21 protein-coding genes are annotated in these 26487 nt (G+C 55.6%); 6 read left to right on the top strand and 15 right to left on the bottom strand.

Going from position 1 to position 26487, the window contains the following annotated elements; translation table 11 throughout:
- Positions 1 to 186: 186 nt before the first annotated feature.
- From rpsB to ABGM91_RS03770, 3 genes are all read left to right on the top strand, one after another.
- Positions 187 to 882 (top strand): 30S ribosomal protein S2, encoded by a 696-nt coding sequence (gene rpsB, locus ABGM91_RS03780; protein ID WP_215426923.1) that lies wholly within the window; start codon positions 187 to 189, stop codon positions 880 to 882.
- A gap of 28 nt (positions 883 to 910) precedes the next feature.
- Positions 911 to 1789 (top strand): translation elongation factor Ts, encoded by an 879-nt coding sequence (gene tsf, locus ABGM91_RS03775; RefSeq protein WP_354833805.1) that lies wholly within the window; start codon positions 911 to 913, stop codon positions 1787 to 1789.
- A 346-nt stretch (positions 1790 to 2135) separates the two neighbouring features.
- Positions 2136 to 2924 carry an ATP-binding cassette domain-containing protein gene (locus ABGM91_RS03770; RefSeq protein ID WP_215426925.1) on the top strand — a complete coding sequence of 263 codons (789 nt, stop codon included), beginning with the start codon at positions 2136 to 2138 and terminating at the stop codon, positions 2922 to 2924.
- A gap of 291 nt (positions 2925 to 3215) precedes the next feature.
- On the opposite strand, the gene ABGM91_RS03765 is transcribed toward ABGM91_RS03770, so the two are convergent.
- The 4 genes from ABGM91_RS03765 to ABGM91_RS03750 form a co-directional block, all read right to left on the bottom strand.
- On the bottom strand, positions 3216 to 3632 hold the full coding sequence (locus ABGM91_RS03765; protein ID WP_354833802.1) for a hypothetical protein: 417 nt from the start codon (positions 3630 to 3632) through the stop codon (positions 3216 to 3218).
- An 80-nt stretch (positions 3633 to 3712) separates the two neighbouring features.
- Positions 3713 to 4165, bottom strand: a complete 453-nt coding sequence (locus ABGM91_RS03760; protein ID WP_354833800.1) for a hypothetical protein — start codon at positions 4163 to 4165, stop codon at positions 3713 to 3715.
- A gap of 642 nt (positions 4166 to 4807) precedes the next feature.
- Entirely contained in the window at positions 4808 to 5308 is a 501-nt protein-coding gene (locus tag ABGM91_RS03755) for a hypothetical protein (RefSeq protein WP_354833798.1), read from the bottom strand.
- Positions 5309 to 5332: 24 nt separating this feature from the next.
- Positions 5333 to 10291 carry an RHS repeat-associated core domain-containing protein gene (locus ABGM91_RS03750; RefSeq protein WP_354833796.1) on the bottom strand — a complete coding sequence of 1653 codons (4959 nt, stop codon included), beginning with the start codon at positions 10289 to 10291 and terminating at the stop codon, positions 5333 to 5335.
- A 385-nt stretch (positions 10292 to 10676) separates the two neighbouring features.
- Here ABGM91_RS03750 and ABGM91_RS03745 point away from each other — a divergent pair, with 385 nt between their 5' ends.
- The 3 genes from ABGM91_RS03745 (at position 10677) to ABGM91_RS03735 (ending at position 13600) form a co-directional block, all read left to right on the top strand.
- Positions 10677 to 11297, top strand: coding sequence for a hypothetical protein (locus ABGM91_RS03745; protein WP_354833794.1), 621 nt, complete (start codon positions 10677 to 10679; stop codon positions 11295 to 11297).
- A gap of 83 nt (positions 11298 to 11380) precedes the next feature.
- The gene (locus ABGM91_RS03740; RefSeq protein ID WP_354833792.1) at positions 11381 to 11761 is read left to right on the top strand and encodes a hypothetical protein; all 381 of its coding nucleotides are present in this window, start codon (positions 11381 to 11383) and stop codon (positions 11759 to 11761) included.
- A gap of 678 nt (positions 11762 to 12439) precedes the next feature.
- Positions 12440 to 13600, top strand: a complete 1161-nt coding sequence (locus ABGM91_RS03735) for an amidohydrolase (protein WP_354833790.1) — start codon at positions 12440 to 12442, stop codon at positions 13598 to 13600.
- Between the two features lie 26 nt (positions 13601 to 13626).
- Here ABGM91_RS03735 and ABGM91_RS03730 read toward each other — a convergent pair whose 3' ends face one another.
- The 11 genes from ABGM91_RS03730 to ABGM91_RS03680 all read right to left on the bottom strand — a co-directional run bounded on the left by ABGM91_RS03730 (position 13627) and on the right by ABGM91_RS03680 (position 26464).
- Positions 13627 to 14784 (bottom strand): 3-dehydroquinate synthase, encoded by a 1158-nt coding sequence (locus ABGM91_RS03730; protein ID WP_354833788.1) that lies wholly within the window; start codon positions 14782 to 14784, stop codon positions 13627 to 13629.
- A 40-nt stretch (positions 14785 to 14824) separates the two neighbouring features.
- Positions 14825 to 16405, bottom strand: a complete 1581-nt coding sequence (locus ABGM91_RS03725) for a trypsin-like peptidase domain-containing protein (protein WP_354833786.1) — start codon at positions 16403 to 16405, stop codon at positions 14825 to 14827.
- Between the two features lie 5 nt (positions 16406 to 16410).
- The gene (locus ABGM91_RS03720; RefSeq protein WP_354833784.1) at positions 16411 to 17982 is read right to left on the bottom strand and encodes a trypsin-like peptidase domain-containing protein; all 1572 of its coding nucleotides are present in this window, start codon (positions 17980 to 17982) and stop codon (positions 16411 to 16413) included.
- A gap of 46 nt (positions 17983 to 18028) precedes the next feature.
- Positions 18029 to 19150 carry a hypothetical protein gene (locus ABGM91_RS03715; RefSeq protein ID WP_354833782.1) on the bottom strand — a complete coding sequence of 374 codons (1122 nt, stop codon included), beginning with the start codon at positions 19148 to 19150 and terminating at the stop codon, positions 18029 to 18031.
- Between the two features lie 39 nt (positions 19151 to 19189).
- On the bottom strand, positions 19190 to 19798 hold the full coding sequence (locus ABGM91_RS03710) for a 3-isopropylmalate dehydratase small subunit (RefSeq protein WP_215426933.1): 609 nt from the start codon (positions 19796 to 19798) through the stop codon (positions 19190 to 19192).
- Between the two features lie 19 nt (positions 19799 to 19817).
- Complete coding sequence (gene leuC, locus ABGM91_RS03705) at positions 19818 to 21230, bottom strand: 3-isopropylmalate dehydratase large subunit (RefSeq protein WP_354834797.1); 1413 nt, start codon at positions 21228 to 21230, stop codon at positions 19818 to 19820.
- A 173-nt stretch (positions 21231 to 21403) separates the two neighbouring features.
- Positions 21404 to 22060 carry a lipoyl(octanoyl) transferase LipB gene (gene lipB / locus ABGM91_RS03700; RefSeq protein ID WP_354833780.1) on the bottom strand — a complete coding sequence of 219 codons (657 nt, stop codon included), beginning with the start codon at positions 22058 to 22060 and terminating at the stop codon, positions 21404 to 21406.
- A gap of 32 nt (positions 22061 to 22092) precedes the next feature.
- Positions 22093 to 23079 carry an N-acetylmuramoyl-L-alanine amidase gene (locus ABGM91_RS03695; protein ID WP_180972324.1) on the bottom strand — a complete coding sequence of 329 codons (987 nt, stop codon included), beginning with the start codon at positions 23077 to 23079 and terminating at the stop codon, positions 22093 to 22095.
- A gap of 186 nt (positions 23080 to 23265) precedes the next feature.
- On the bottom strand, positions 23266 to 24306 hold the full coding sequence (recA, locus tag ABGM91_RS03690; RefSeq protein ID WP_215426936.1) for a recombinase RecA: 1041 nt from the start codon (positions 24304 to 24306) through the stop codon (positions 23266 to 23268).
- 224 nt (positions 24307 to 24530) lie between these two features.
- On the bottom strand, positions 24531 to 25481 hold the full coding sequence (locus ABGM91_RS03685) for an FtsQ-type POTRA domain-containing protein (RefSeq protein ID WP_215426937.1): 951 nt from the start codon (positions 25479 to 25481) through the stop codon (positions 24531 to 24533).
- 47 nt (positions 25482 to 25528) lie between these two features.
- The gene (locus tag ABGM91_RS03680; protein WP_354833778.1) at positions 25529 to 26464 is read right to left on the bottom strand and encodes a D-alanine--D-alanine ligase; all 936 of its coding nucleotides are present in this window, start codon (positions 26462 to 26464) and stop codon (positions 25529 to 25531) included.
- Positions 26465 to 26487: the final 23 nt, after the last annotated feature.

Genomic DNA, 26487 nt, shown 5'->3' with positions numbered 1-26487 from the left:
CCGCGGATGGCGGAATAGTCACGCAAATCAATGATTTATGCTTTGACAAGAAGGCCGTTCCGGAGTATATTATCTGTCCCTCGCGTGATTCGTCGCAACCTAAACAATGGGGATCGGAGGGGTAGAAAGCGGCGAAGTCCCCAAAAACGCTTTTCCTGACGCAAGGAAAGCCACCTACATACAAATATGATTAATGATCTGATTAACCAGATGGTTGAAGCCGGTGTTCATTTGGGCCACCAAACCCGCAAATGGCACCCCAGCATGAAGAAGTACCTTCTCAAGGACAAGGCCGGTATCCATATCATCAACCTTGAGGAAACGGAAAAATGCCTGGACAAGGCTTGCTCCTTCCTGGCCGATCTGGCACGCCGCAACAAGAAGATTCTCTTCGTCGGCTGCAAGCGCCAGGCCCAGGAAGCCGTCCGCGAAGCCGCGGAAGCCACTGGTCAGTACTACGTCAACCATCGCTGGCTGGGCGGCATGCTCACCAACATGAGCACGATCCGCAAGAGCATCGAACGCCTTGCCTACCTTGAAGGGATTGAAAAGACCCCGGAATTCAAGAGCATGTCCAAGAAGGAACTGGCCGCTCTGGACCGCGAACGCCAGAAGCTGGAACGCAACCTCCAGGGTATCCGCAACATGGGCGGCGCTCCGGACGCCATGGTAGCCATCGGTGCCGATCATGAAGACATCGCCATCCGTGAAGCCCATCGCCTGAACATCCCCGTCTGCGTGCTGGTTGACACCAACGCCGACCCGAAGGAAATTGACTTCCCGATTCCCGGCAACGACGACGCCGTCCGTTCCATCCGCCTGGTGCTTGACTGCATTGTCAAGGCCATCAACGAAGGCAAGGGCGCTCCCGCCGAAGCCTGAACACCCATTTAGAAAGAATAGAAACACTATGGCAGAAATTACTGCAGCTCTCGTCAAGGCCCTCCGTGACAAAACGGACGCCGGCATGATGGATTGCAAGAAGGCCCTCAACGAATGCAACGGCGACATGGACGCCGCCGTGAAGTATCTCCGCGAAAAGGGCATTGCCAAGGCCGCCGCCAAGGCTGACCGCGATGCCAAGGAAGGCGTGATCCGCGCCGCCGTGGCCCCCTGCGGCTGCTCCGGCATCATCCTTGAACTCAACTGTGAAACGGACTTCTGCGCCAAGGGCGACAAGTTCCAGGGCCTGGTGAACGACGTTGCCAAGGCTCTCATGGATTCCAAGGCCGCTACGCTGGAGGAAGCCCTCCAGGTGGCTATGCCGGAAGGTTCCACGGAAGAATACATCAAGGCCATGTGCAGCTCCATCGGTGAAAACATGGCTCTGCGCAAGTTCGCCCGCCTGACGGCGGACGGCACCGGCACCGTGGTCTCCTACATCCACATGGGCGGCAAGGTAGGCGTTCTCCTGTCCATCAAGGCCGGCAAGGAAGAAACCGTCAAGTCTGACGCGTTCAAGGCCCTGGCCAAGGACCTTACCCTGCACATCGCCGCCGCCGCTCCCAAGAGCGTCAGCTCCGACAGCCTGGACCCCTCCTTCGTAGCCGAGGAACAGGAAATCGCCAAGCAGCAGCTCATTCAGGAAGGCAAGCCCGAACACCTGCTGGAAAAGATTCTTCCCGGCAAGCTGAAGGCCCTGTATGCCCAGTCCTGCCTGCTGAACCAGGTGTTTGTGAAGGACCCTGCCGGAAAGATGACGGTGGAAGCCCTGCTCAATCAGGTCGGCAAGGAACTCGGCGACGAAATTACCGTCGTCTCCTTCGTCCGCTACCAGCTCGGCGCGTAAGCTCCGCGGCAGCATCAATCTCAGGAGCCGTTCCCTTCACGGGGAGCGGCTCCTTTGCATTCCGCGAATGCGCTGCATTTCCATTTTCCGCTGCGTTTTTCATTATCTGGCTATCAATTCATTTATTTTAAATGTCATACACAAGTTCCCCGGAAGCCGGAACACCGGGGAGAGCTGGCGGGATGCGAACCGGAGGCGGACGGAACGGTTAAAGCTCCGCTTCATTACCTCCTAAGGCGCCGTAACCGGCCGTTCCGGCGGGGATGAGTCCGGGTTGGCTGCGTGTTGACGAAGCTGGCACGGTTGGGGTCTTGTCTTGCTCCGGGAGGCTTGTTAGAGTGATGGCATGGCTTTTCTGGAACTGGATCATGTGAGCGTTGTCTTTCCTGCGGTGCAGGGGCTTCTCTCCTCCCGTAAACCGGCGCCCGTGGTGGCGGTGGACGGGGTATCCCTGTCCGTAGAGCGCGGGGAAATCCTGGGCCTGGTGGGGGAATCCGGCTGTGGCAAGTCCACGCTGTCCCGGACGGTCATGCTGCTCCAGAAGCCCACGGAGGGCCGCATTTGGCTGGAAGGAGAAGAGTTGACCGCTCTGTCCCCTTCCGAGGTCAGGAAGCGCCGTCCGGATTTCCAGATGGTTTTCCAGGACCCTTACGCCTCCCTGAATCCGCGTTTCACCGTGTACGCCACGCTGAAGGAGGCTCTGGAATGCCGTTCCCGCAAGCGTTCCTTTTCCCAGATGAGGGATGCCGTGGCGGAACTGATGGAGCGGGTGGGACTGAATCCCTCCCTGATGCGGAAGTATCCGCATGAATTTTCCGGGGGACAGCGGCAGCGCGTCGCCATTGCGCGCGCCCTGGCACCGGAGCCCAGGCTGGTCATTGCGGATGAACCCGTTTCCGCGCTGGACGTCTCCATCCAGTCCCAGATTTTAAATCTCCTCATCTCCCTGGCCCGTGACTTGAACCTGACCATGATTTTCATTTCCCATGACTTGTCCGTGGTTCATTACATTGCGGACCGTATTGCCGTGATGCGCAAAGGCCGCATTGTCGAGTACGGGGAGGCGGAGCAGGTGTTCTCCTCCCCTGCCCATGAGTATACACAGGCATTGCTGGCTGCCGTGCCGCGACTGTAGGTGAATGGAAGGAAAAAGAAGAGGGAGGGATTCCTGTCCAATGAATATACTCGCTCCATCTATGTCCTTTCCAACGATTAGCAAAAGGGAAGTGTCCGGGCTACCTGTCCTGCATGACTAAATGGAGGATCAAGAAAGTGCGATGCAGCCATCAAATCCTGGTCAGTAATTTGAGAATTTTACATTATTCCCATTTCCATTTGTCATTAGGAATAAGGCATATTCTTTTTTAATCAGAATATCACGGCAATTAAAGGTTAAAATGGTTGTGGGGATTGGACCATATCTCCACTACTGTAATGATGTGTCCGGGCCAGCGTTATTGTTTTGGAAAAAACGGGAATGTTGGATGGGTACTAAAGGTATGTTGATGCCAATTATTTTCAGGATGGAATTGATGATTTTATGGTATTTAGGCCTGTAATAATGGTCGCCGTAAAATCGTTCAGGATAGATGATACGGTCCGTGAATTCAGTATGGAATTCTAAATTTATTTTAATTTCATATCCGCATATCTGGCTCATGTATGAAAGTCGTTCGTTGATTTCATTGATATTTTCGTCTGTAACCAGTGTATCTGACCAGTATTCTTTAAATATAAATAATACATGCTGGTTGCTGTCTATATGCAGGGAATCATTTTCCCACCATTCAACGATGCCTGTTAGCTGATGCAAATCAATATTTGAAATGCCGGTTCTTTTCATTTACTTTCATTGGCTCATCGGTTTACAAGCGTGATTTGGTTTTCCTGAATATTAAAATTTCCTTTATGATGCTTTGAAACTTATAATTCTGAGAAATGGCTATTTTCAGTAAAAATTTCTAAAGAAACTTCCATTGCGGTTTCAAAATTTAATATTTTTTTTTGTTCAATGATGTATTCAGGATCTTCTTCGATTATTATTTCAGCATAATTTTTTAGGTTGGATAAGAAATTATGTGACGAATAGTAACCGCCATAAAATATTCTGGTTTTTCCTGAAGGCATTTTAATGAGAATAATTCCATTTGGAAGTATATGGCGAGTATTCGGTATGCAAATACTTGTGTAAACACCTACATGCGTTGTAAGAGTTTCAATTTGATCGTATTTATTTCTTATTTCCTCCGGAGAAGAAGCATTAAATGTTTCTTCAAGATGGCAGGCCTGTCTTTTATTGTTTTCAGAAATGAGGAAAAATGATAAAATAAGAATACATAATAAAAAAGTGAGCCAGAATATGATTTTTTTTAACATCCGTTGAAGCAATTTTAATAAAATTAATTAAATAATTTTTAATATGGATACTGAAATTTACCAATATTTCTATATCCAAATACATCGCATTTTACAAGAGAAAATATCCTGCAATGAATTCGTAATCCATCATTTTACCCCAAATGGCAAGGTTTCAATTCTACTTCACATTTTTCACAGCAACAGCGTTCGCCAGAATTAAAATCCACCGGAGGAAATATCTCATAAACCGTATCTTTTATTTTTAATTGTTTTTTATTTCTTCAAAGACCCAATCTTTCGTTTTGCTTTCCGGGATAAAAGATATAATTAATGCTGATACGTTGCTTGTCTGATCTTGATCAATTTACTGCAGTTGCCATTTCTCATTTTCTGGAAAGCTCACAGAATGTAAAAGTCGGGATATTGAGCTTGAGGAGTCAGGTATTCATGAGAACCATGCTGTTGGGGATGGGGCGCTATTGAGGAAGCTCCCGGTTACGATATTCTAGTTTAGTCATCTGGGATATTGCATACAGGAATGGAAACTAAGATTGTTATTCATATTGGTGAAGGATGGCGTCCGCTGTGAAATCTATGGAGAAAATTATGGTAGCTCGCATGAGGAAGAAGTTCATGACAGATGCATTATCGTCACATATTCTATTTTTCTAATTTTTCTTTCATCCATCCAAGTATGTGGAGGTTTTGGTCAAGCAGAAAATAGTAAATTGTTTTATCTGAAAGATCTCCCAAATTAGCCTTGGTGCGTCCCCATGCTGTCCTTGTCTCATAGCCAACTATATATTTTACTTTATTGGCCTCTCTATTTTCGGAGTACCAGTTGATATGCAGGGAATTTAATTTCCCCTCTGTTATGTATCTGGCTGTGACTCGCTCCAGCCGTTCTATATAGGACTGAAAAGCGGAATCATCCTGCCTGGGAGGAACTCTGCTCTTATCTAATCGTTGTTCTATATCATATATCTCTTTAGGATTTTCCTTGATGATTTCATTCATCATCCCAGGAGTCATATCAGGGTTTAAAGTGTATTTTATGTATAAAAAGGGATACATGAAAGAAAACGGCATAACGGCCCACACAACACCCAGTACAACAATAATACCTGCAATCCATTTGAAAATAATCTTTATTGTTTTCATATTGAGTCTGTTATCTGGAGGGTTTTATTTGATGATTTCAGCAACATCTTCAAAATATTTTTGATTTTTTTCAGGATCATATACTGCGCTATGGTCATCGTCAAAATCATTTGTATAATCATTAGTATGCACATTGGTCGGTACTCTATCCGCATGCTCTGGTCCATTTTCTCCGAGAGCAGTATCAAAAGATGACGCAGAATATAGAAATTCAAGAACATCATCTTCTTGGCTAATTGCTATAGTTATGGATTCTGAATATTTTGGAGCTTCTCCAAATTCTTTTCCATATTCCAAAGATTCATTATCAACTGCAGGATTTGTCAATACAACATTTCCTATTCCACTTACTCCTTCTCCATTTGCCAATGCTTTCAAGGCTACAGCGGCACCCAGACTATGGGTACCTATATGAATTTTTGTCTTGGGACATTTCGATCTTAAGTCACGAATAAATTTAGAAAATGCACCTTTGCCTACATATCGGGCTGCTATAGTCGCTTCCTGAAAATGAATAACTCCTGGATTTCCATTCCAGGCAAATCCATATACATCGCATTTTCCTTTAGCATCTTTATAAGATTTTTCAACAGCTTCAAAACTCTTCTTTGCGTCTGCCAGTGAAACATTATATCCATGTATCCATATAAATGCACATTGACATTTCGGACATTCTCCTATTTCTCCTTCATAATTATCCGAATATTTAACTGCGTGGAAAGGCCTGTACGCGGTGGCACGCTGATATCCAGTGGATTTACGAGCATTAATTAGTGTATACAGGCCCAAGAAATCAATTTTTTTAGTAATCTCGTTTCGAACAAATCTATATAAGTTAATCCCTCCCTTTTCTAAAATAGGATCACGGTTAATCCATCTGCCGTCCGAGGAGTTAAGATGGCGGTAATTGTAATACACAAGCCCCAGTTCGTCGTCTGTGAACTCGCAGGAAAACCTAAATTTGTTTTCATGAGCCATGTCCCCTTTAGCAGTGAGCAGGCCTCCGAAAGGTGCATACTCGTAGAGTGTTTTCTGCTTCTGCTGCCCGTCGAAGATACAGGTGACGTTCTTCAATGCATCGTGCATGAAGTAGAAATGCTCTTTTACTTTCATTTCGTTTTCTTGCCAGCATGTCATCATCAGGATGCGAGTGGCCATGGGTTCCGTCGGATCCCACAGATAGCTCTTTACAAGCACAGGTTCAGGATGCCTCAAGTCCAGTTCGGCTACCTGCAAATAGCTCCGGTACAGGAACCAGGAATGGCTGGATACTGCCTCATTGACGGAGACCTTCTTCTCAAAGCGCCGTCCCCGGAAGTCATAGCCGCAAGTGATGGTAGTCCGTCCATCCTGGCTGGTAAAAACGACAGGGCGGTCGTTGGCATCGTAGGACACTTCCCAGATGCCCGTTGAGGTCTTGATCGTGGTTTGGTTGCCGTCGGCATCGTAGACAGGCTTAAAATCTTCTTCTCCCCCGGTAATATCCGCGTACTGGTTGAGCGGGTTGGATTCGTAGGCTATTTCCTTCTCCAGTTCCTGGGCGGTCTTTCGGTTGCCGATGTTGTCGTATTGATAGTTGAAGCTTCCTCCCCGGCTGATACGGTCTTTCACCAGCTCGCTACGCCCATTGTAAGTAAAATCTCTTACCACTGGAGTAGTACTGCTATCCCAGGAGTCTCGTCGCTGAATGGGACGCAGCAGACCATCATAGTCGTATTCATGGCAGGTTGCCAATTCATCCTCCTCTCCCTTCCTGTAACCGACGGCGGTTACGAGGTTGAGCTTGGGGTGGTATGCGTTATTGCGGACCATGCCGTTGGGGTAAGTGAGATGGTTGAGGAAGCCGCTGGTTTGATCGTACTCCCAGATAAAGGGAGTCTCCAGCCCTTCTACATTCATTCCTATCATGGCACCTTTGGAGTTATAGTCAAGGTGGGAGTGTTGCACGGTGCGTGTTCCGACCATCAGGCAGCCGCCGGCTGAACGTCCAAAGGCATCGTATTCTTCCTGGAGGCAGCTTTCCACGGTTCCAAAGGAAGTGTCCTGTTGCGTTCTTCCATAGGCATCATAAGAAAATTCTCTGATGCCGGAGGCGTCCCGGACGTAGGTCATCTGTCCAAGCTGGTTGTAGGTGAACTCCCATCCTGGCGTATCATCACTGTGGAAGACGGAGACAAGTTCTCCGGTGAGAGGAGCATATGTATATGTTGTCACAACGCCTCGTGCTTTGGTCAATGCCTCCAGATGGTTGAGAGCGTCGTAGGTTTTGGAGATGCGGGAGCCGTCGGCATAGGTCTTTTTCAATTCCAACCCGGTAGCTTCGTCATAGAGCCACGCGGTGGTGTCTCCGTCGGTTCGGTTGGAAGGATCGGTTGTGATATTCTCTTCATCTGCGCGGAAGGTAGTCAAGGTAACCATACGGTCGGCTTCATCGTAGGCGAAGCATACGGGCTGGACGGCGGTGCCGTACTCGGCTGTCTTTCTGCCTCGGATGTCGTAAGAATAGCAAATAGTATTCCCCAAGGTATTAGTGATGCGGGAGAAGGCATCACAGCAAGGGCGATAGTCGGCAACAGTAATATTACCTTCTGCATCTGTTATTTTAATGGTTCGTCCGGCTAGATCGGTTTCGATGGTAGTGACATTACCTCTGACATCGGCCTGCTTGAAGATCATTCCGATAGAGGTGCAGGAACGTTGCTGCGAGGAATGAATGCCCGCATGGTTCGTCTGGCTGATCTCAAAACCGTCCACCACCAGTGATTCAGCTGTGATCTCCGAAGTTGGAATCCGGCTGAACTGAGTGTGCTTGGTTGGTGCAGTATACTCCGTCCATTGCACGCTCTGCTGTCCGTAGACGTCTGTGGTGATGGATTTGTTTTCCAACAGCGGATTGAGCTGAGAAACCATATTCTCTGTGGTCTGGGTGAGAGGGAGGCCGTCGGCATTATAGGTCGTAGAAGCCTGCACCTGGTAGACGCCGTCCTCCCGAACCCGGAAGCAGGATGAGGTTTCCGATATCCTGTTTTTTGAAGTATCCTCCGAATGGAGAGTGTCCAATAGAACAGTTCGTCTTACGGCTTGCCCCAGTTCATTGTAGACGGTGACAGTGGGTGCCAAATCTTCCTTTTGGGTGTGTACGAGCAGTCCTTTCTCATTGTAGGTATTCCTGGTTGTTACGAATCCCCCCTTCGTATTGGGCTGTTCCTGCCGGATGGTTTGGCCAAAGCCGTTTTCCAGATTGCGTGAGAGAATGACTCCTTTGGACAAAGTTGTGGTCAGTATGCCTTCTTCTGTCAGCTCCAGCCGGGTCTCCATCTCTCGCTGGCCGGTTCCTCCCTCCAGAACGACGGTGCCGTCGTAATGGGTTTGAGTGACCAGAGTGGCTCCCGAAGGAGTAGTGATGGTTGTTGTAAGGCGGTCCTCGCTGTATTCCGTTCGTGTCACTCGGCCAAGTATATCCGTAGAGGAAACTACTCGTCCCAGATCGTCGTACTCTGTACTCTCCACCGTCGTCATGGGACCCACGTCGCGGCGCGTGGCAATCGTCCTTCCCACCGCATCCTTTGTGTAGGAGGTAATCGTTTCAGGCGTGGTTTCCGTCGCTGCCCGAATAGTTTCCACCAGCTGCCTGGCCGTGTTGTAGCCGTAGCTGATCACCACCCCGTCTTCATCGGTTTCCCTGAGCGGACCGCAGCACATCCATTCCGTCGTTATGGTTCTGCCGTTGCCCTTCGTCGTCTTGACGAGCCTCTGCTCATCGTCGTATTCATAGTCCTCCGAGGCAATCAGCGACCAGCCTTCTCCGGTGTGAACGTATTGTTCTTTCCTGGTGGTGCCGTTTTCAGCAATGTACTCTACGTTCCTGGTGCTTTGTCCGGGAACGATGCTTCCGTTGGCCTGCACGGTCTCCGTCACCTGGTGAATGGCCCCGTATTCCGCGGCTGCTTCATAGGTGTAGACCCTCTGGACGCCATTGATGCCCTGGCTCATCTTCCGCCTGCCCCGGGCGTAGGGATATTCGACAGCTTCCCCATAAGTCTCTTCTACACTCGTATGGACCTGGTCGGAGCCCAGTGCGGTTTCCGTCAAGACCGTGCGGCTGACTTGCGGGCTGTCTTCATACGTGTAAGTGCGCTTGCCAAGTTCCGTTTCCGTCCCATCCTCAGCAATAATTACTTCGGTTTTCGTGGCAGGCCTGAAGTCATTGAAGCGCAGGTCGGCGTAAGTGGTGCGCGTCCCTCTCTCCCCGCCTCCGGCCCAGGGAGCAGCGGAGAGCACCACCCGGCCCCGGTCATCATATTCGTAGCGCGTGTAACCGCCGTCGGGCTTGATCTCCAGGGACACCCGGAACTGGTCGTTATAGGTATAGAGCGTGGTTTGGGCCAGAGACGTGTTGTATCCCTCGGTGCTGCTGATGGTCAGCCAGCCGCCGTCGGTGTACTTCTTCACTGTCCGGGTACAGGAGGCGGGCGTTTCATCGTTGATGCCGCGCAAGCTCTCAATCATTTCCCATTTGCCTCCAGGCAGAACGTTTTTCTCCACCATGCGCACGGTGCGCTCGTCTCCCTCTCCCTGAATGGTCGTCACCTTGTTGCCTTCCGTTCTTCGCTGCGTCCGGAAGACAGGCATTCCTTCCCTCTGCTCGGTGATGTTCATCACCTGCACGCCCTGGTCGGAGCTCAGTTCATAGACGGCCGTCTTGTAGGGAGTTCCCGTGCCGGCAAAGCCGCGCGCATTCTTGCTCACCTGGCAGGGAGCATACCATTCCAGGGTAAGCTTGCTGCCTTCCGGAACCGCCTGCAGCAGACCCTGGGACTTGGACCAAATGCTCTCGATAGCTCCCGTGGAAGGATGGCGGTTCACCTTCATCTGCCGGGAATAATCTTCCGCCGTGGTTTCCACGCCGGAGGCGGAGACCATGGAGACGACCTTTCCGGTGGCTGCCGAGAAGCGCAGGGTGCGCCCGCTACTCTGGACCATGTCCAGATAGGCGGGAGAGCCGCCGGTACAGGGAGACTTGTCGGCATTCAGCTTCTGAACCTTGTAGTTCAACTTGCGCGAACTTCCGGAGACGGAGGCTCCGGCATGGCCGTCAGAACTCTGGAAGGAGATGGAACTGCCCGTGGGGCGTTTGATGGAGATCTGTCCGGTTGCTGGATTGCAGGATGCGGTCCATTCGAGGGGATGCTTGTAGCGCAGAGTGATGGGACATGGGGAGGAAGGTTCGGCAAGGGTGCGTGGAAGCGTGGGATTGCCTCCTTCGGAACCGCCCTCGCCCACTTCAAGCAATCCTTCGCAGTCGTCGGCCCCGTCCGGATAGCCGCCGAAGAAATGGGAAGTGTTTTTGCTGCAATCGGACTGTTCGATGTCTTCGTCACAATCACAGGAACAGGGGCATGGACAACCTCCTTCCTCCGGTTCGCTGGAGGAAGAAGAGAGGGAACTGGAACTGCTGGAGGAAGAGGAACTGGAGCTCGAAGAACTCGATGAACTTGACGAGGACCAGGAAGAACTGCTTGACGAGGAGGAGCTGCTTGAGGAACTCGAACTGCTGGAGGACGACGAACTGGAAGAAGAACTGCTGGAACTGCTCGAGGAAGAGCTGGAAGACGGAGCGCTGCTGGAGGAAGTTGGTGTCTCAGGCACCAAGGAACTGCTGTGGAAACTGGAAGACGACCAGCTGCTGGAGGAAGATGAAGAAGAGCTGGAGCTGCTGGATAAAGACGAGCTGGAACTGGATGAAGACGAATCTGTAGAGGGACTGCTGCCGGAAAAACTGGATGAACTCGACGAGGAGGAAGACGAACTGCTGCTGGAAGAAGAACTCGAACTGCTGCTTGACTTGGGGTCAAACTCAAAGGAATCTCCTCCCCCTGCCGAGGAACTGCTAGACGAGTCCCCTTCCTCCTCTTCCTGGTACAGGTTGACCAGCGTCAGCACGGTTTCTCCTTGCTTGCCGGGAGGCATCGTCTCCTCTGAAAGATAATAGTCCAGGTCGGGCTCTCCTTCCTTGTCGCACATTAAGGCAATGCAGAACTCTTCTTCCGACCCCAAGGAAGGCTGGTATTGATGGACGATGTGGCACCAGTAATAGCCCTGTTCGAAATGAAGCTGGCGGCAGAGAGGGGTGGAAGAGCCGGCCTCCGTGGCAAGTTCCAGCTCCTTGGCGGGGATGGAAAGGGAAATGGAGGAGCGGGCATGCAGGTGGAGAAAACAGGTGGCGGGAGCCATGACCTTGAGGTATCCGAACCATTCGTGGCGGGTGGGGGAGGAAGCGGTCCGTTTGGGAACGAGAACGGGAGCGGTGATGCCGTTGACCAGGAAGTTGCCCTGGGGCTGGCCGTTGGGATACATGGGAATGAAGGGGTAGACGGTGTCCATGGCACCGATATTGAAAGTGTTGTTCATGGTAATGAAATGATGTTTGTTCAATGGTTACCCCTACCATGAGAACAAGAATTACCAGTGTAAACACGCCGCGAACGTTATGGTAAAAGGATGAGAAGCATCATGGAACAGTTGTTCCTCGGATTTATTTCTGTATCACTGAATGCAGTCATAAAAAGGAATGCCTTTCGGAGAAGCCCTCCAGAAATTGATTAATACCAGAGGGATTTTGGTTTATTTTCAGAGACTTTAAATAGAACGTAGATGAAATTCGTGTTTGGAATGAGTATTTAATGCCTCCTCCGGTATTGTCAGCCCAGGCGAAAATGGTGATGTCATTTTTAGGTTTTTTGTTGTTTCCAGTGTACTCTAGAGTGCGGATAACATGCATTTCATAGTTATTTTTTGCTTATGATAAAAGAAATCCAGGATTTTTATCTCCAAACTCTCCCATACTTTTTCTTATCTATTATGAGATCAACATGTAAATAAATCCAATAAGTTATACTTAATTTTAAAAAATCCTAAGATGAAAAACCTGCCAGGAGTGATTGGCTTGATTTTACGGAAACTATTGGCAGGGATCATGTTTGACCTTTGAAAAATTATGAAATGATGGCACAATTTTATGGAATAAAAGTCATTGTGCGTTGTCTGAATAAGAACAGTCCTTCCAGATTTGCAAACATGAGAATATTATTTTTAACCTTGCTGGCAATTTTCTTTCAGGTTGTTTCGGCCATGGCGCAGCAACCGGAGGTGCAGAGCGCCGCCAGGGACGCCGTGGAGTGGAGGCACCACATTCACCAGAACCCGGAATTGTCTTTTGAAGAATACAAGACGAGCAATTATGTGGCGGACCTGCTTGCCTCGTTCGGACACATTGAAGTCCTGCGGCCTACAAAGACCTCCGTGATCGGCATTCTGCGCGGCGGAAAACCCGGGAAGACCGTCGGGTTCCGGGCGGACATGGATGCGCTTCCCGTGCAGGAGGAGACAGGATTTTCCTTTGTCAGCAAAACGCCGGGCGTAAGCCATGCCTGCGGGCATGACATGCACACGGCCATGTTGCTGGGGACGGCCAGGGTTCTGGCCTCCATGCAGAAGGAGCTGCCCGGCACGGTCTATTTCATTTTCCAGCCCGGTGAGGAAAAGTCGCCCGGCGGCGCCCTCCCGATCATCAAGAGCGGAGCGCTCAAGGGCGTGGACGCCATCTTTGGCGCGCATGTGATGCCCAATGCTCCCGCGGGCTCCATCGGCATTTTGCCGGCAGGGGCCGCTTCCTCCGCCTCAGACGGTTTTTTCCTGACCATCCAGGGAAAAGGTTCCCATGGCTCCATGCCGCAGATGGGCGTGGACCCCATCGTTACGGGGTCTGAAATCGTCATGGCGCTGCAAACGGTTGTTTCACGCAGCGCCACGCCCGGAGACATGGCCGTGGTGACCGTGGGCAAGTTCCAGTCCGGCAACGCTCCCAACGTCATTCCGGACAAGGCGGAGCTGGGGGCCTCCATCCGCTCCGTGACGCCGGAAACCCGCAAATTGCTGGAGGAACGCATCCGGATCATCATTGACCACATATGCAAGGCAAACGGAGCACAGTACAAGCTGGATTACGTCCTGGGTTATCCGTCCATCCAGAATGACGCCGCATTGCGTGAACTGGTGAAGAAGGCGGCCATTGAGGCGGTAGGGGAGAAGAACGTTTTTGACGCTCCCAGAATTCCGGCCAGCGAGGATTTTTCCTATTATGCGCAGGTGGCCCCCACCTATTTCATCACCGTGGGTTCCGGGGACGGTCCCGCCAACCATAATCCCGGCTTCAAGGCGGACGACGGCGCGATTTCCAACGGAATCAAGACCGAGGTTCAAATGATCCTGGATTACCTGAACGCCAAATAAAGGAGGCGTCCAGGGTTCACGCTCCCTTAGTTGTAACAGCGGGCGGCTTTCTCCATTTCCCGGATGCATTCCTCCATCAGGGCGGCGTCTATTTCATGGACATCCTTTCCCCGGCCTATGCCGGTGAGCATCAGGATGGTCAAATGGCCGCCCAGATGCTCGCGGAAGGCCTCCAGGCCCTTCAGGACTTCGCACCGCCCATCCTCCGTCCTGCGGGAGAGCAGGGGATGAAATACGGGCAGTTCCAGGGCTTTCAGCACGGAGATGATTCTTTCCGCTTCTCCGGCAGCCAGCCATCCCTTTTTGACGGAGTAGAGAATGTCCAGGCACATACCCACGGAGACGGCTTCCGCATGGCCCAGCGTGTAGCCGGACATGGTTTCCATGTAATGGGCCGCCCAATGCCCGAAGTCCAGGGGGCGGCTGGACCCCAGTTCAAAGGCGTCCCCCCCGCGGGCGATGTGGGAGGCGTGCAGCAGGGCGGAATGTTCCACGGCGTATTCCAGCGCATCCCGTTCGCAGGCGGCCAGCGCGGGGGCGTTCCCTTCCAGCCAGTTAAAGAAGGCGGCGTCTTTCACCACGGCCACTTTCACCACTTCCGCCAGTCCGGCCCTCTTCAGGGCAAGGGGCTGGGAATGCAGGAACAGGAAATCATTGAGCGTGGCCCACGCCACGGCGAAGGTGCCCAGGTAGTTTTTCTGCCCCATGAAGTTGATGCCGTTTTTAACGCCCACGCCGGAGTCCGCCTGGGAGAGGGTGGTGGTGGGCACGCGCAGCAGGCGGATGCCGCGGTGGGCCGTGGCGGCGGCAAAGCCCGCTACGTCCAGAAACGCCCCGCCGCCCACGGCAATGATGTAGGAATGGCGGTCAATGCCCGCTTCCACAATGTGGCGCAGGGCCGTTTCCCAGGCGGCGAAGGTGGTTTTGGCCGCCTCCCCTCCCGGAACAGGACGGCAACCTGCATAGGCCAGTTCCCCGGCGTTTTTCTCAAAATAACGGTCAATCTCCGCGGGGAGTTCCGGGTAAAACCGTTCCAGCCCTTCTTCCATCAGCACGAGGATGCGGCCTCCGGGCCTCTGCTCCATTAGGCTGGACAGCGCGCCGTTTTCCGGATGGAAGGCCCCATGGGTGAAGCCTGTCCTGTAGGGAAAATCCAGACGGATGTTCAGCGTATGGAGGGACATTTCAGAATGGATGCAATGGAATGGCGGAACGCTGCGGGGCCTAATCCCTGCGGAGTACGGGCACGGCCCTCATCTGGATGAAGCGGTCCGCCTTGGCGGCCTCCTTCTGGGACATGTACATGGTGTACGGCTGCTGGGTCACCTCAATGCGGTGCGTGCCGCCGGGAGCGGGCAGGTCCAGAAGCTGGTTGAGGTGCTTGAGGCTTTTCACCTGCACGCCATTCACTTTTTCCACAATGGAGGGGCTCATCTGGGCATAGCCCAGCGTGGCCTGGGTGGGCAGCGCCATCAGGAAGACCACGATTTCATCCACGCCCTTTTTCCGGATGTCCTCTTTCTTCTGAATGGCTTCCACCAGGTTGAGAGGGGGACGGTTCTTGCTGAGCTTGTTGATTTCCCCTATCAGGGCCCCGGTCAGGGGAACGAAGACCAGGCCGCCGTAAATGCGGTAGGGGGGATTGGAGACGAAGGGGGCCGGATTGACCAGGTCGCCGTCCAGGGCGCTGCGGTCCAGCTTGACGTCCAGGGTCATGGGCTGGCTGACGCCGTCCTTGTCCTTGCGGCGGATGCCCAGCGTGATGGTGTCCCCCGGCATGGCGGAATCACGGAACAGGACATTGGCGGAGACGGGCCCCAGCGCGGGGTCCTTGATCAGTCCCTTGCTGTCCAGCGGGATGCCGTTGACGCTTTCCACCACGTCTCCGGGGCGGACCCCGGCTTTGTAGAATGAACCGTAGACGGGCAGCTTCACCACGTAAAAACCGCCTCCGGTTTCAGGAAGGCCCAGGAATTTGCGGAAAACGGGGTCCGTCAGTTCCGTAACCTGGGTGCCGTCCGCCGGGAAGCCGGTGTAGTTGCCGGACCGGGCCTGCTTGAGGAAGCGGGAAATCATGGTCTGGGTGACGGCCAGCGCCTTCTGGGCGGAGGGGTCGCAGCTGGCGCTGAGCGCCACCAGTTCATTGTCCCTCATGATGGGGTTGCCCGCGCCGCCCTTCAGGGGCGTGACGGAGGATTTGACATTGTACAGGACAAAGGGTTCGCTGTTTGTGAAGGGGCTGGCGCTTTCCGTAGCCAGAAGGGTGCCGGAGGTGGTGATGGGAAGGCCGTCGTCATTGAACTGCCAGAAGGCCACCTTGTCCCCCAGGCGGGGGGCGCTCCCCAGCGTAACGGGTACCAGCTTGTCCAGGAATGGGGCGTCCTTTTCATTTTTCAGGCGCAGCAGGGCAAGATTGGCCTCCGGGTCAAAGGCGGTCACGGTCACGGGAACCGTCTGGGAGCCGTCCGCGGAGGTCACCTCCACAAAACTGGCGGAATAAACGATGTTGGCCGCCGTCAGGATGTCGCCGTCCCCCAGGTAGATGCCGAAGCCCTGGCTGTACGCCGGGTTTTCCTTGCTCCATGGCTGGACCATGGCATAGCCCTGGTTGGTGGCGTTAATGCCCACCATGGAGTTGGTGGGGGAGGGGAGACTGGCCGGTGCAGGCGCTTCCTCCGGCTGTTCCTGAGGGGATTCCGGCTGCTGTCCAGGCTGCGGCGCGGGGGCCGGGCGGCTGTCTTCGCGCGGCTGGCAGCCGCTGAGGAGAATCAGGGAAGCAAGGGAGAAAAGGGAAAGAATTTTCATGGCGGTTAACGGGCGGGAGTGGTGTTCCTTTCAGGCTGACGGCCGGGAATGGCGCTGTCCAGGCGGGCATTTTTCGGAATGTTGTAGGTTTTGGAGATGCGCTTGTTGGCCGCCTCCATGGCCCTGCCTTCAAAGACCAGGGGGCGTTCCCCGTCTTTCAGTTCAATGACCACGTATTCCGGCATGTTCTTCGGGTAAAGCAGCTCGTAGGCGTGGGTGAGGCCCTTGACCTTCACGCCGTTGATTTTTTCCACAATGGCGTTGGAGATGGAGCCGGACAGGCGGGCGTTCACTTCATCGTCCAGCACCTTGGTAATAATCACCATGTCTTCATGGTCCACGCAGCCCCCGTCTTCCTGGTAATCCCTGATGTCCAGGGCCACGTCCAGCAGGGAGATGTCCGCCGCCGCCAGCACGTTGCGCTGGATGGGCTGGAATACCAGGCCGCCAAAGACGACGTAACGGGGCATTTTATCGTATTCAGCCATCAGCAGATCCTTGGAAAGAGAGGGTTTCATCACCATGTCCACTTTCATGGGCTTGCCGTCCCGGATGATGTCCAGCGGGAGCCGGTCATCCTTGAAACAGCGTTCAATGAGCTCTTTCATGCTGATTTTCTGGCCGTCCAGCTCAATCATGGCGGAGCTGTCCACGTCGTACCCGTCCACCTTCATCAGCAGGTCTCCGTTGCGCAGCACGCCGTCTGCGGAGGAGCCCTTGAGCACCTTGCCGATCAGGACGCCCTTTTCGTCGTCCGGCAGGCCGAACGCCTTGCGCATGGCGGGATTCAGGATGGGTGCGGCCTGGATGCCCATGTCCACATAGCCGTCATAGACGCCGTCCTTGATGTCTTCCAGAAAGTGGCGGATGACGGGCGTGGGAATCACGTATCCCGTATTGTTGGCGTTGTTCAGGCCCTGGAAGGCCACGCCGATGACTTTGTTCCCCATCAGGGCAGGGCCGCCGCTGTTGCCCGGGTTGATGGCGGCGTCCACCTGGATGGTCAGGTGCTCCGTGTTCCGGGGATGGGCGTACGTGGTGAAGTCAATGCGGGAGACCACGCCGCGCGTGACGGAAAGCCTGTTCCCGCCGATGGGGTAGCCGATCACCCGCACTTCATCTTCCAGATGGGGCAGGCTTTTACTGAATTCAAAGGGCTTGATGCCCTTGAAGGGCTTGGGGTCCTCTGCCTCCAGCAGGGCCAGGTCCGCGTCATGGGCAATGAATTTGACCCTGGCGGGAATCTTGCGGGAGTCCCCGTACATGGAGATGTAAATGCGTTCCGCGTTACTGACCACGTGGGCGTTCGTCATGAAGGCGTTTTCCCCGATCAGGAAGCCGGTGCCGATGCCGCCCTGGTAGCGGCCCGTGTCCCACGGCGTGGCGTAATCCGGCGTCAGGGAGTCCACTTCAATTTTAACGACTCCCTTGTACTGATCGTTAATGGAAAGGACAGGGCCGGACATGACCTTGTCCACGCCGAAGTCTGAGAGGGAAACGGCCGGTTCATCCGCATGGGAAAGAGCGGCGGCGGCGAGGACTGCGCACAGCCCTTGGAAGCAGGTATGGGAGTACATGGTGGTCAGCGGTTGAGGATAATGCTGTTAAGAAAGGGGCCGGTGTTTACAAATTGCTCTTCCGGCTTTGGGTGGCCAGGCTTTCCTGGAAGGAGTTGACCTCCTCCAGCAGGGAGGAGAAGCGTTCCGTCACCTCGCCGTCCACCTGGCTGCCGCGGTTGTCCAGAATGCCGACGGTCTGGCGCGTCTGTTCCACGCACAGGGCCATGCGGGCCGCCATGGTGCAGTAGTCCGCGTCGTTGTCCTTCTCCTGGAGGAGGCAGGAAAGAATGCGCGGGGTAATATAGCGGATGCAGTAGAAAATCTGGCTCAGGGGTTCCGGCGGTTCCGTACGGTTCCGCTGGGACTTGCTGATCTCCCTGCTGAACTTGCGCTGGCACAGGTCCGTCAGCTCCATGACCTGCTGGAACAGGGGGTGGAACATGCAGGACTGCACTTCCTGGGCCTCCTCTTCATTGAGGATGTCAAACAGGCTGAGCATGCCGGTGCTTTTGCAGGAGCACGGGGTTCCCGTTTCTTCCGACTGGGCAATGTTGTCCAGCACGTCGTCCCAGCCCATTACAAAGGCAAGGCGGATGTCCCCGCTGGGGTTCAGCCTGTATTTCTGGAACACCTCCTGATAGGCGATGGCGATGGCTTCCGCCTCCCGCAGGCGCTTGTCCCAGTGGTGGTCCGGCAGGTTGCCGTCCTCCTGGTTGTTGGAGTAGGCTCTGGACCATTCCTTCACCTGAGTGCGCAGCATCTGCTGGCTCGCCATGATCTGGGCCTGTTCCTCACAGGAATCCATCATCCATTCCGGCAGGGATACCTTGGTGGAAAAAGCCGTGCTTTCCAGCAGCACCATGTCGTGATGGTCCGTGAACCATTCCAGGTACAGGGCGTTTTCCATGGTTTTCTTCCCCTTGGCGGGCACGCGGCGGCTGGCCGTCATGTCTCCCGCCACGCCCCGGATGTTTTCCGGGAGCTGGGTGAACTCCGCAGGGAGCCGCTGGGGGGAGGGGTTCCTGAAGTCCGCCGTGCATCCGGCCAGATCCTGCAAACAATCCCCCTGCAGGGTGATGTTCACCGGATGGGACATCCCCATGAGCTGCAGCGTAAGTTTGACGGTTCCGCGTTCACGGTTGTCCAGGGTGCCGTAGTGGACGTAGTCTGTAATTCTGAAAATCATATAGGGAGTAGGGGTAGGGGGAGATTGGTGAATACAGGATCAGCAGGCTGCCGTTACCTGGGGCAGTTCCGCGTTTTTCTTTTCCACGGCCTCCATGTTGACAAGCAGTTCCGCGATGGAATCCCAGCGGCCCCTGCTAAGGGCTTCCCGGGCTTCCGCAGGCATCCGGATGGGGAAGGAACCTTCCTTCCAGGAGGCTGTCATGTTCAGGAGGTCGATCGTCACTTCCGTTTCCGGATGATCGGAGATGTACTGGGCCAGGGCGGCAATGTCCGCGGCGGACGCGCACACGCAGGGCAGGCCGATGCCGGTGCTGTTGCCGAAGAAGATTTCCGCGAAGGATTCCGCGATGACGGCATTGACGCCGGAACGCTTAATGGTCTGCGGAGCGTGCTCGCGGGAGGAGCCGCAGCCGAAGTTGGAGCCACCCAGGATGATGGAAGCCCCCTTGAAACGGGGATCGTCCACCGGGTGGGATTTGGACTGTCCGTTTTCATCAAAACGTTCGTCCCAGAACATGACCCCCGCCAGCTCGTCAAACGTGATGCACTTGAGGAAGCGGGAGGGAATGATGCGGTCCGTGTCCATGTCCGGTCCGGGAACGGGAACGCACGTGCCGGTGATGGAGGTGAATTTGGTCAGAGACATATAGGTAAAAGCTGGATAGTTAATTGAAGGAGAATACTTCGCGGGCGTCACAGACTTTCCCGGTCAGGGCGGCGGCGGCCACCATGGCGGGGCTCATCAGCAGGGTGCGCCCGGTGGGGCTTCCCTGGCGTCCCTTGAAATTCCGGTTGGAGGAGCTGGCGCAGAGCTGGTCCCCCTGGAGCTTGTCCGGATTCATGGCCAGGCACATGGAGCACCCCGCCAGGCGCCACTCAAAACCGGCTTCACGGAAGATGTCCGCAATGCCTTCCTCTTCACACTGCTTTGCAGTCATCTGGGAGCCGGGAACGGCCAGCGCCCGGACGCCGGGCGCCACATGGCGCCCCTTGATGAGGGCGGCCACTTCCCTGAAGTCGGAGATGCGGCCATTGGTGCAGGAGCCTACAAAGCACACCTGCACCGGCAGTCCCTTGAGGGGCATTCCAGCGGGGAATTTCATGTATTCCAGCGCTTCATGAATCATCTTGCGTTCGTCGTCATCTTTGGCGGAGGCGGGGCTGGGCGTGCTGCCGCTGATGCCCGTGTTCTGGTCCGGGGAAATTCCCCACGTTACCGTCGGTTCAATGGCGGCGCCGTCAATCTCCACAATCTCGTCGTATTCCGCGTCCGGATCGGAGGCGAAGCCCAGCCAGCGTTCCACGGCCTTGTCCCAGTCCACACCAGCGGGGGCGAACAGGCGCCCCTTGATGTAGTCCACCGTAGTCTGGTCAGGATTCACGTAACCGCAGCGGGCAGCGCCTTCAATGGACATGTTGCAGAGGGTCATGCGTTCGTCCATGCTCATGGCGTCAATCACGCTGCCGCCGTATTCATAGGCGAAGCCCAGGCCGCCCTTGGCGCCCAGAAGGCCGATGATGTGCAGGGCCACGTCCTTGGCGCGCACGCCGGGGGCCAGTTTTCCGTTTACATTGATGCGGCGCACCTTGAGCGGGCTGAGCGCCATGGTCTGCGTAGCCAGCACGTCGCGCACCTGCGTTGTGCCGATGCCCATGGCAATGGAGCCGAAGGCGCCGTGAGTGGCCGTGTGGGAGTCACCGCACACAATGGTCATGCCCGGCTGGGTGATGCCGAGTTCCGGGCCCACCATATGAACGATGCCCTGGAGTCCGGTAGGGAGGTCAAAAAAGCGGATGCCGTTTTCCGCGCAGTTCCGGCGCAGTTCCTTGATCATGGCGTCAGCCGTGGCGTCCGCGAACGGTTCCTCCTGGTTGTCCGTGGGAATGATGTGGTCCACGGTGGCAAAGGTGCGTTCCGGATGGCGCACGGCAAGGCCCAGGTCCCGGACCATTCCGAAGGCCTGCGGAGAGGTGACTTCATGCAGCAGGTGAGTAGCGATGAACATTTGCGTTCTTCCGTCCGGCAGGGTGCCGACGGAATGAGCGTCCCAGATTTTTTGGAAAAGCGTTTTCCCCATAGCTGGCATAAGCATCCGTCCGTTCGGGAACCGCGTCAAGATGCAAGGGCGTATTGCTGACACGGTCTGTGTCTTACAAAGAGTGTTTTTTTGAACATTTCCTCTGCCTTCATGGTCTGAATTGGCCCTTCCCATTCTTTGGCGCATTTCCGTCTTCAAGGAAAGGCGGGCTTTCAGCGTTCTTCTGCACTGGAATTCCTGTGGAATTTTTCCTTCCACAGTTCTGCGAAAACATCCCCGAACCGGGTCAGCAGCGCATCCCCCGGACCAAGGTCCGGCATTTCGTTTTCCAGGCAGGTCATCTGCACGCCCTGAATGCCGCAGGGGGTGATGGCCTGGAAGGGAGGCAGGGATTCACGGGTTACGTTGAAGGCGAAGCCGTGCATGGCAATCCATTTTTTCACCCCCACGCCGATGGAGGCTATTTTGCGGTCCTCCACCCACACGCCCACCAGTCCTTCCCGGATGCGTGCCTGCACGCCGAACCGGGCGCAGGTTTCAATCAGGGCGTTTTCCAGGGCCGTAACGTAGTTGTGCAGGTCCCTTCCGCGGCGGTTCAGGTCCGTAATGGGGTACCCTACCAGCTGGCCGGGGCCGTGGTAGGTGGCCTGGCCTCCGCGGTTGATTTCATAAATGGGGTACGGGAGCACGGAACCGGGGTGGAGGCTGGCGTGGTCCCGCGTGCGGCCGATGGTGTAAACCCCGGCGTGTTCCAGCAGGAGCAGGTCATCTTCACACTCCGGGTCTTCCTGGTGGGCGCGGACCAGTTGTTCCTGGAGTTTCAGAGTTTCCTGATAGTCTGCCAGGCCGGGGATGCGGATGATGTTCATACGGCGGGTGGCAACGCCCGGTAAGACCGGGGTTAACGCGTTCTGCGCGCCTGCTGGCCCAGGGCGGTGCGGTACTGGCGCACGGCGGCGGCCAGGGAGGAGGCCATGAAGTTCTGGTAGCGTTCCGTGGCGATGAGCAAGGCTTCCTGCGGGTTGGACATGAAGCCGCCTTCCACCAGGATGGCCGGATGCTTGATGGTGCACAGCACGGAATACCGCGCGCGCTTGATGCCGCGGTCAACCATGGAGATGCCTTCCTTGATGGCGAGCGGCCCTTTCAGCATGTGCCCCTGCACGGCGGTAGCTAGGGCGATGTTCATGCTGTCCTGGGCGTTGCCCTGCAACGCGTCCTGCCGTATGTTGCGGGACATGGAGGAGGAAGTCCCCGCGGGAGCCAGCGTGAAGGTTTCCACTCCGCGGGCGGAGGAGCCGCCGTCATTGAAGTGGATGCTGATGAAAATGGCGTTGTCATGCCTGTTGGCGATGCGGACGCGGTCCTGGAGGGTGATGAAGTTGTCCGTGTCACGGGTCATCACCACCTGGTAGCCCATCCCCTTGAGGCGGTCGCGCAGTTTTTTGGCCACGGAAAGGTTGATGTCCGCCTCCCGGCTGATGCGGTTGCGCGTGCCGCTGTCGTGCCCGCCGTGGCCGGGATCAATGACCACCGTGTTGAAGCTGCGGCGGTTGGCGATGTAAATGGGACGCAGGACCGGATCAATGATTTTATGCAGGTCCATGTTGGAGACCATCAGCCCCTTGGAGGGATGGTCCGCCACGGGGTAGGAAAGCACGAACTTCATGTTGTTCATGAACATGTCCTGGCTGTGCGCCTGCATGCGGATCTGGATCTTTTCCGGCACTTCGTAAACTTTCTGCCGCCCTTCCGTACGCTCACGGGTCAGCTTGTAGTGGGTGCGCACCTCGGACATCGGTATATACTGTATCCCGTTGATGGTTTCCGGGTTCCATCCGAAGGCCGTGGACAGCGTCAGCAGAAACATGCCCAAAACGCCAAGCATGGCTGCAAATGATGTGCGAGAGGTCGGATACATAGGACGATATCGCGTCCAGACTAACGGATTTTTCATGACGCACAAGAGAAAAATTCCCGTGAAAGATTCTTTTGTACCTGCGTCCGTAAAGAGAAAAGGCGGCTTCCGTTTCCGGAAGCCGCCTTGGATGAGGGGGGAAGGGAAGAAGCCGGATTATTTGGCCGCCTTCTCGTCCATCTTGGCCTTGACCAGTTCTTCGATTTCCTTGTACAGGTCAGGGTTGGACTTGAGGGCTTCCTTAGCGGCGTCCCGGCCCTGGGCAATCTGGCTGCCGTTGTAGCTGATCCAGGAGCCGCGCTTCTGGATGATGTCATATTCCATCGCCAAGTCCAGCAGGCTTCCCACAGAGGAGATGCCTTCATTGTACATGATGTCGAACTCGCATTCCGTGAAGGGGGGCGCCACCTTGTTCTTGACCACCTTGATCTTGGTGCGGTTCCCGGCCACGGTTCCGTCGCTGGCCTTGATCTGGCCGATGCGGCGGATGTCCACGCGCACGGAAGCGTAGAATTTCAGGGCGCGTCCCCCGGGAGTGGTTTCCGGGTTGCCGAACATGACGCCGATTTTTTCACGGATCTGGTTGGTGAAGACGCACACGGTGCGCGCCTTGGAGATGAAGCTGGTAAGCTTGCGGAGGGCTGCGGACATCAGGCGCGCCTGGGCGCCCACCGTGGAGTCCCCGATTTCGCCGTCCAGCTCCTGCTTGGTGACCAGGGCGGCTACGGAATCCAGCACGATGACGTCAATGGAGTTGGAGCGCACCAGGGCTTCGCAGATTTGCAGGGCTTCTTCACCGGAACTCGGCTGGGAGACCAGCAGGTCGTCCAGGTTCACGCCCAGGCGTGCGGCGTACTGGGGGTCCAGCGCGTGTTCCACGTCAATGAACGCGGCCAGGCCGCCGGCCTTCTGGGCCTGGGCGATGGCCGTCAGGGTCAGCGTGGTCTTGCCGGAGGATTCCGGTCCGTAGATTTCCACGATGCGGCCGCGGGCGAAGCCGCCCACGCCCAGCGCGCGGTCAATGAGAAGGTTGCCGGTGGGGATGACGTCCACTTCCATTTTTGCGTTGTCGCCAAGACGCATGATGGCATTTTCACCGAAGTCTTTCTGGATCTGGGAGAGGGCCAGGTCAAGGTTGCGCTTGCGGGCCGCCGCCAGTTTTTCAGCTTCGGGGGATAAAGATGTTTCGTTACTCATAATATCGCGGAAAGTATAGCTGACGCGGCCCTGATGGCAAGTGCTCAGTAGGTCTTCACGGCCTCATTTCCCGTTGAGAAAGAACAGAATTCTGACATGGGGGAAATCCTGTGAAAACCGGGTATTCCCTCCGTTGGGGATTGAGGAAAAATGGAGAATTCTCCGTGGGCGCGGAGGGGGAGAACGGGTGAGGCCGCGCCATCGGGAAGGAGCGCGCGGGGGCGTCACTCCTCAATAGGTTCCGCCAGGGGGATATCCTCGTAGGCATCGTCAAAGATGACGGGGATGTTATGCTCCGGAATCAGGTTGATGGCGCTGATTTTGCGGTGCGTCTGGCGCGCGTGCTGAAGCGCCTTGGAGAGTTTTTCCACCTGGTGCTCCAGGCCGTAATGGCTGAAAGTGGCCTGGCAGTCATTGGAAAAGCGCACGCAGAAAGACCAGTCATTGGGCGTGGTGATGGAGACAATGCTGGGCAGGAATTCCGTCACGCTGCCGGACAGCAGCTCAATAAGCTGCATGGGCGCTTCCAGTTCACGGATGCTGATGCCGTAAGTGAGCTGGCCGGAGCTGGGCGGCCTGAGGGTCACGGAAGGCATGTGCCTGCCCTGGATGTAGGGCAGGTGGACCTGCTCCATGCAGGGGAAGATGACGCCCTCCTTGTCCGCCAGAACGCCGTACCTGGCGTCACCGGGGCGGATGCCGAGCTCCGGGCAGTCAATCCATGCCACGGGGATGCGCGCGTCAATGTCCACCAGCAGGGTGGGATCAGAGGATATCTGGCGTTTGACGGACGCCCGGCGGATGGCCGGGCATTTAAGCAGGCGCTGTTCCAGCTCTGCGGCGTCCATGGCAAAGATGTTGTCTGCGGGCCCCACGCCCATGAGGGAGAAGGCCTGCTCCGCGTTGAAGATGCCGTTGCTTTTCAGCGTAACGGTATCAATGGAGAGCCAGTCGTATTTAAGGATGTAGTCCTTCCACAGGAAGACAATGGCCCCGATGAGGCCGAAGATGAGCGTGTAAACGGTGAGGATGTGGAACAGCCTGCGCCGGAAGAGCCAGAAACGGTAGTTCCTGCCCTTGCGCTCAATGGTTTCTTTTCTCGCCTCCCGTTCCAGCAGGAGCAGTTCCGGCCTCTTGGCGGAACGGGGGACTGGCGTTGTGGCTTTGTGCGACATCGGGGGGTGTGGGAGGGGCAGCTCCCCGCCCTCTGTCAGATATTACGCTATTTCCGGGGGGTGGCTAGCGATAATTCCGCTATTTTTTCGCAAAGGGAGCCGTAGGGCCATCCTGCGGCCGCGGCGGCCTTGGGCAGCAGGCTGGAGGGGGTCATGCCGGGAATGGTGTTGATTTCCAGCACAAAAGGCTCGCCGTCCTGTTCACGCAGCAGCACGTCCACGCGGCCGTACACTTCCACGCCGGCGGCGCGGTAGGCCTTCAGGGCGGCATCCTGCACCTTTTGGGCGGTTTCCTCCGGCAGGTCCGCGGGGCAGATGTAGTCCGTGCCGCCGCCCATGTTCATCCACGGGTACTTGTTGCTCAGGTCGTAGAACCCGGAGCGGGGGCAGATATGGATGACGGGGAGGGCCTCCCCGTCCAGAACGCCCACCGTAAGTTCACGGCCCTGAATGAATTCCTCCACCAGCACGGTGGAACCGTGGGTAACGGCTTCCTCCATGGCGGGGAGAATGTCTTCCTGCCTGTGGACAATGTGGACGCCCACGCTGGAACCCTCGCAGGGGGGCTTGATGACAAAGGGGAGGGGGAGGGAAGGCATCACGATGCCGCCGGAACAGTCCAGAATTTCCGCGCGCGGGGTGGGCACTCCGGCGTCCAGGAACACTTTCTTGGATTCGGCCTTGTCAAAGCACAGGGCGCTGGAACGGGAGCCGGCACCCGTGTACGGAACGCCGCGTTCCTCCAGAATGGTTTGAAGGGCTCCGTCCTCGCCGAAGGTGCCGTGGATGATGTTGTAGGCCAGTTCCGTGCCTTCCGGCAGGCGGAAGTCCGGGCCGTGCACGTCCACCTGCGTTACGTTGGTGAATCCGGCCTGGCACAGGGCGTCGTAAACGGATTTGCCGGAGACGAGGGATACTTCCCGTTCAGCTCCGGGACCGCCCAGAAGAAGGGCGATCCTGAGGTCGCGCTTGAGAGTGCTCATGTTGGAATAAAATAATGAATAGG

This window comes from Akkermansia muciniphila (assembly GCF_040616545.1).
In the GTDB taxonomy this organism is placed as follows: Bacteria; Verrucomicrobiota; Verrucomicrobiia; order Verrucomicrobiales; family Akkermansiaceae; genus Akkermansia; species Akkermansia muciniphila_E.
The sequence above is the reverse complement of the archived record's forward strand: the minus strand, read 5'-3'. Positions and strand labels throughout refer to the sequence as shown.

Coding starts and splice junctions, on each gene's coding strand:
- rpsB (WP_215426923.1), top strand. CDS start 187: ATGATTAATGATCTGATTAACCAGATGGTTGAAGCCGGTGTTCATTTG.
- tsf (WP_354833805.1), top strand. CDS start 911: ATGGCAGAAATTACTGCAGCTCTCGTCAAGGCCCTCCGTGACAAAACG.
- ABGM91_RS03770 (WP_215426925.1), top strand. CDS start 2,136: ATGGCTTTTCTGGAACTGGATCATGTGAGCGTTGTCTTTCCTGCGGTG.
- ABGM91_RS03765 (WP_354833802.1), bottom strand. CDS start 3,632: ATGAAAAGAACCGGCATTTCAAATATTGATTTGCATCAGCTAACAGGC.
- ABGM91_RS03760 (WP_354833800.1), bottom strand. CDS start 4,165: ATGTTAAAAAAAATCATATTCTGGCTCACTTTTTTATTATGTATTCTT.
- ABGM91_RS03755 (WP_354833798.1), bottom strand. CDS start 5,308: ATGAAAACAATAAAGATTATTTTCAAATGGATTGCAGGTATTATTGTT.
- ABGM91_RS03750 (WP_354833796.1), bottom strand. CDS start 10,291: ATGGTCCAGAGTAGCGGGCGCACCCTGCGCTTCTCGGCAGCCACCGGA.
- ABGM91_RS03745 (WP_354833794.1), top strand. CDS start 10,677: ATGTCTTCGTCACAATCACAGGAACAGGGGCATGGACAACCTCCTTCC.
- ABGM91_RS03740 (WP_354833792.1), top strand. CDS start 11,381: ATGGACGATGTGGCACCAGTAATAGCCCTGTTCGAAATGAAGCTGGCG.
- ABGM91_RS03735 (WP_354833790.1), top strand. CDS start 12,440: ATGGCGCAGCAACCGGAGGTGCAGAGCGCCGCCAGGGACGCCGTGGAG.
- ABGM91_RS03730 (WP_354833788.1), bottom strand. CDS start 14,784: ATGTCCCTCCATACGCTGAACATCCGTCTGGATTTTCCCTACAGGACA.
- ABGM91_RS03725 (WP_354833786.1), bottom strand. CDS start 16,405: ATGAAAATTCTTTCCCTTTTCTCCCTTGCTTCCCTGATTCTCCTCAGC.
- ABGM91_RS03720 (WP_354833784.1), bottom strand. CDS start 17,982: ATGTACTCCCATACCTGCTTCCAAGGGCTGTGCGCAGTCCTCGCCGCC.
- ABGM91_RS03715 (WP_354833782.1), bottom strand. CDS start 19,150: ATGATTTTCAGAATTACAGACTACGTCCACTACGGCACCCTGGACAAC.
- ABGM91_RS03710 (WP_215426933.1), bottom strand. CDS start 19,798: ATGTCTCTGACCAAATTCACCTCCATCACCGGCACGTGCGTTCCCGTT.
- leuC (WP_354834797.1), bottom strand. CDS start 21,230: ATGGGGAAAACGCTTTTCCAAAAAATCTGGGACGCTCATTCCGTCGGC.
- lipB (WP_354833780.1), bottom strand. CDS start 22,060: ATGAACATCATCCGCATCCCCGGCCTGGCAGACTATCAGGAAACTCTG.
- ABGM91_RS03695 (WP_180972324.1), bottom strand. CDS start 23,079: ATGCTTGGCGTTTTGGGCATGTTTCTGCTGACGCTGTCCACGGCCTTC.
- recA (WP_215426936.1), bottom strand. CDS start 24,306: ATGAGTAACGAAACATCTTTATCCCCCGAAGCTGAAAAACTGGCGGCG.
- ABGM91_RS03685 (WP_215426937.1), bottom strand. CDS start 25,481: ATGTCGCACAAAGCCACAACGCCAGTCCCCCGTTCCGCCAAGAGGCCG.
- ABGM91_RS03680 (WP_354833778.1), bottom strand. CDS start 26,464: ATGAGCACTCTCAAGCGCGACCTCAGGATCGCCCTTCTTCTGGGCGGT.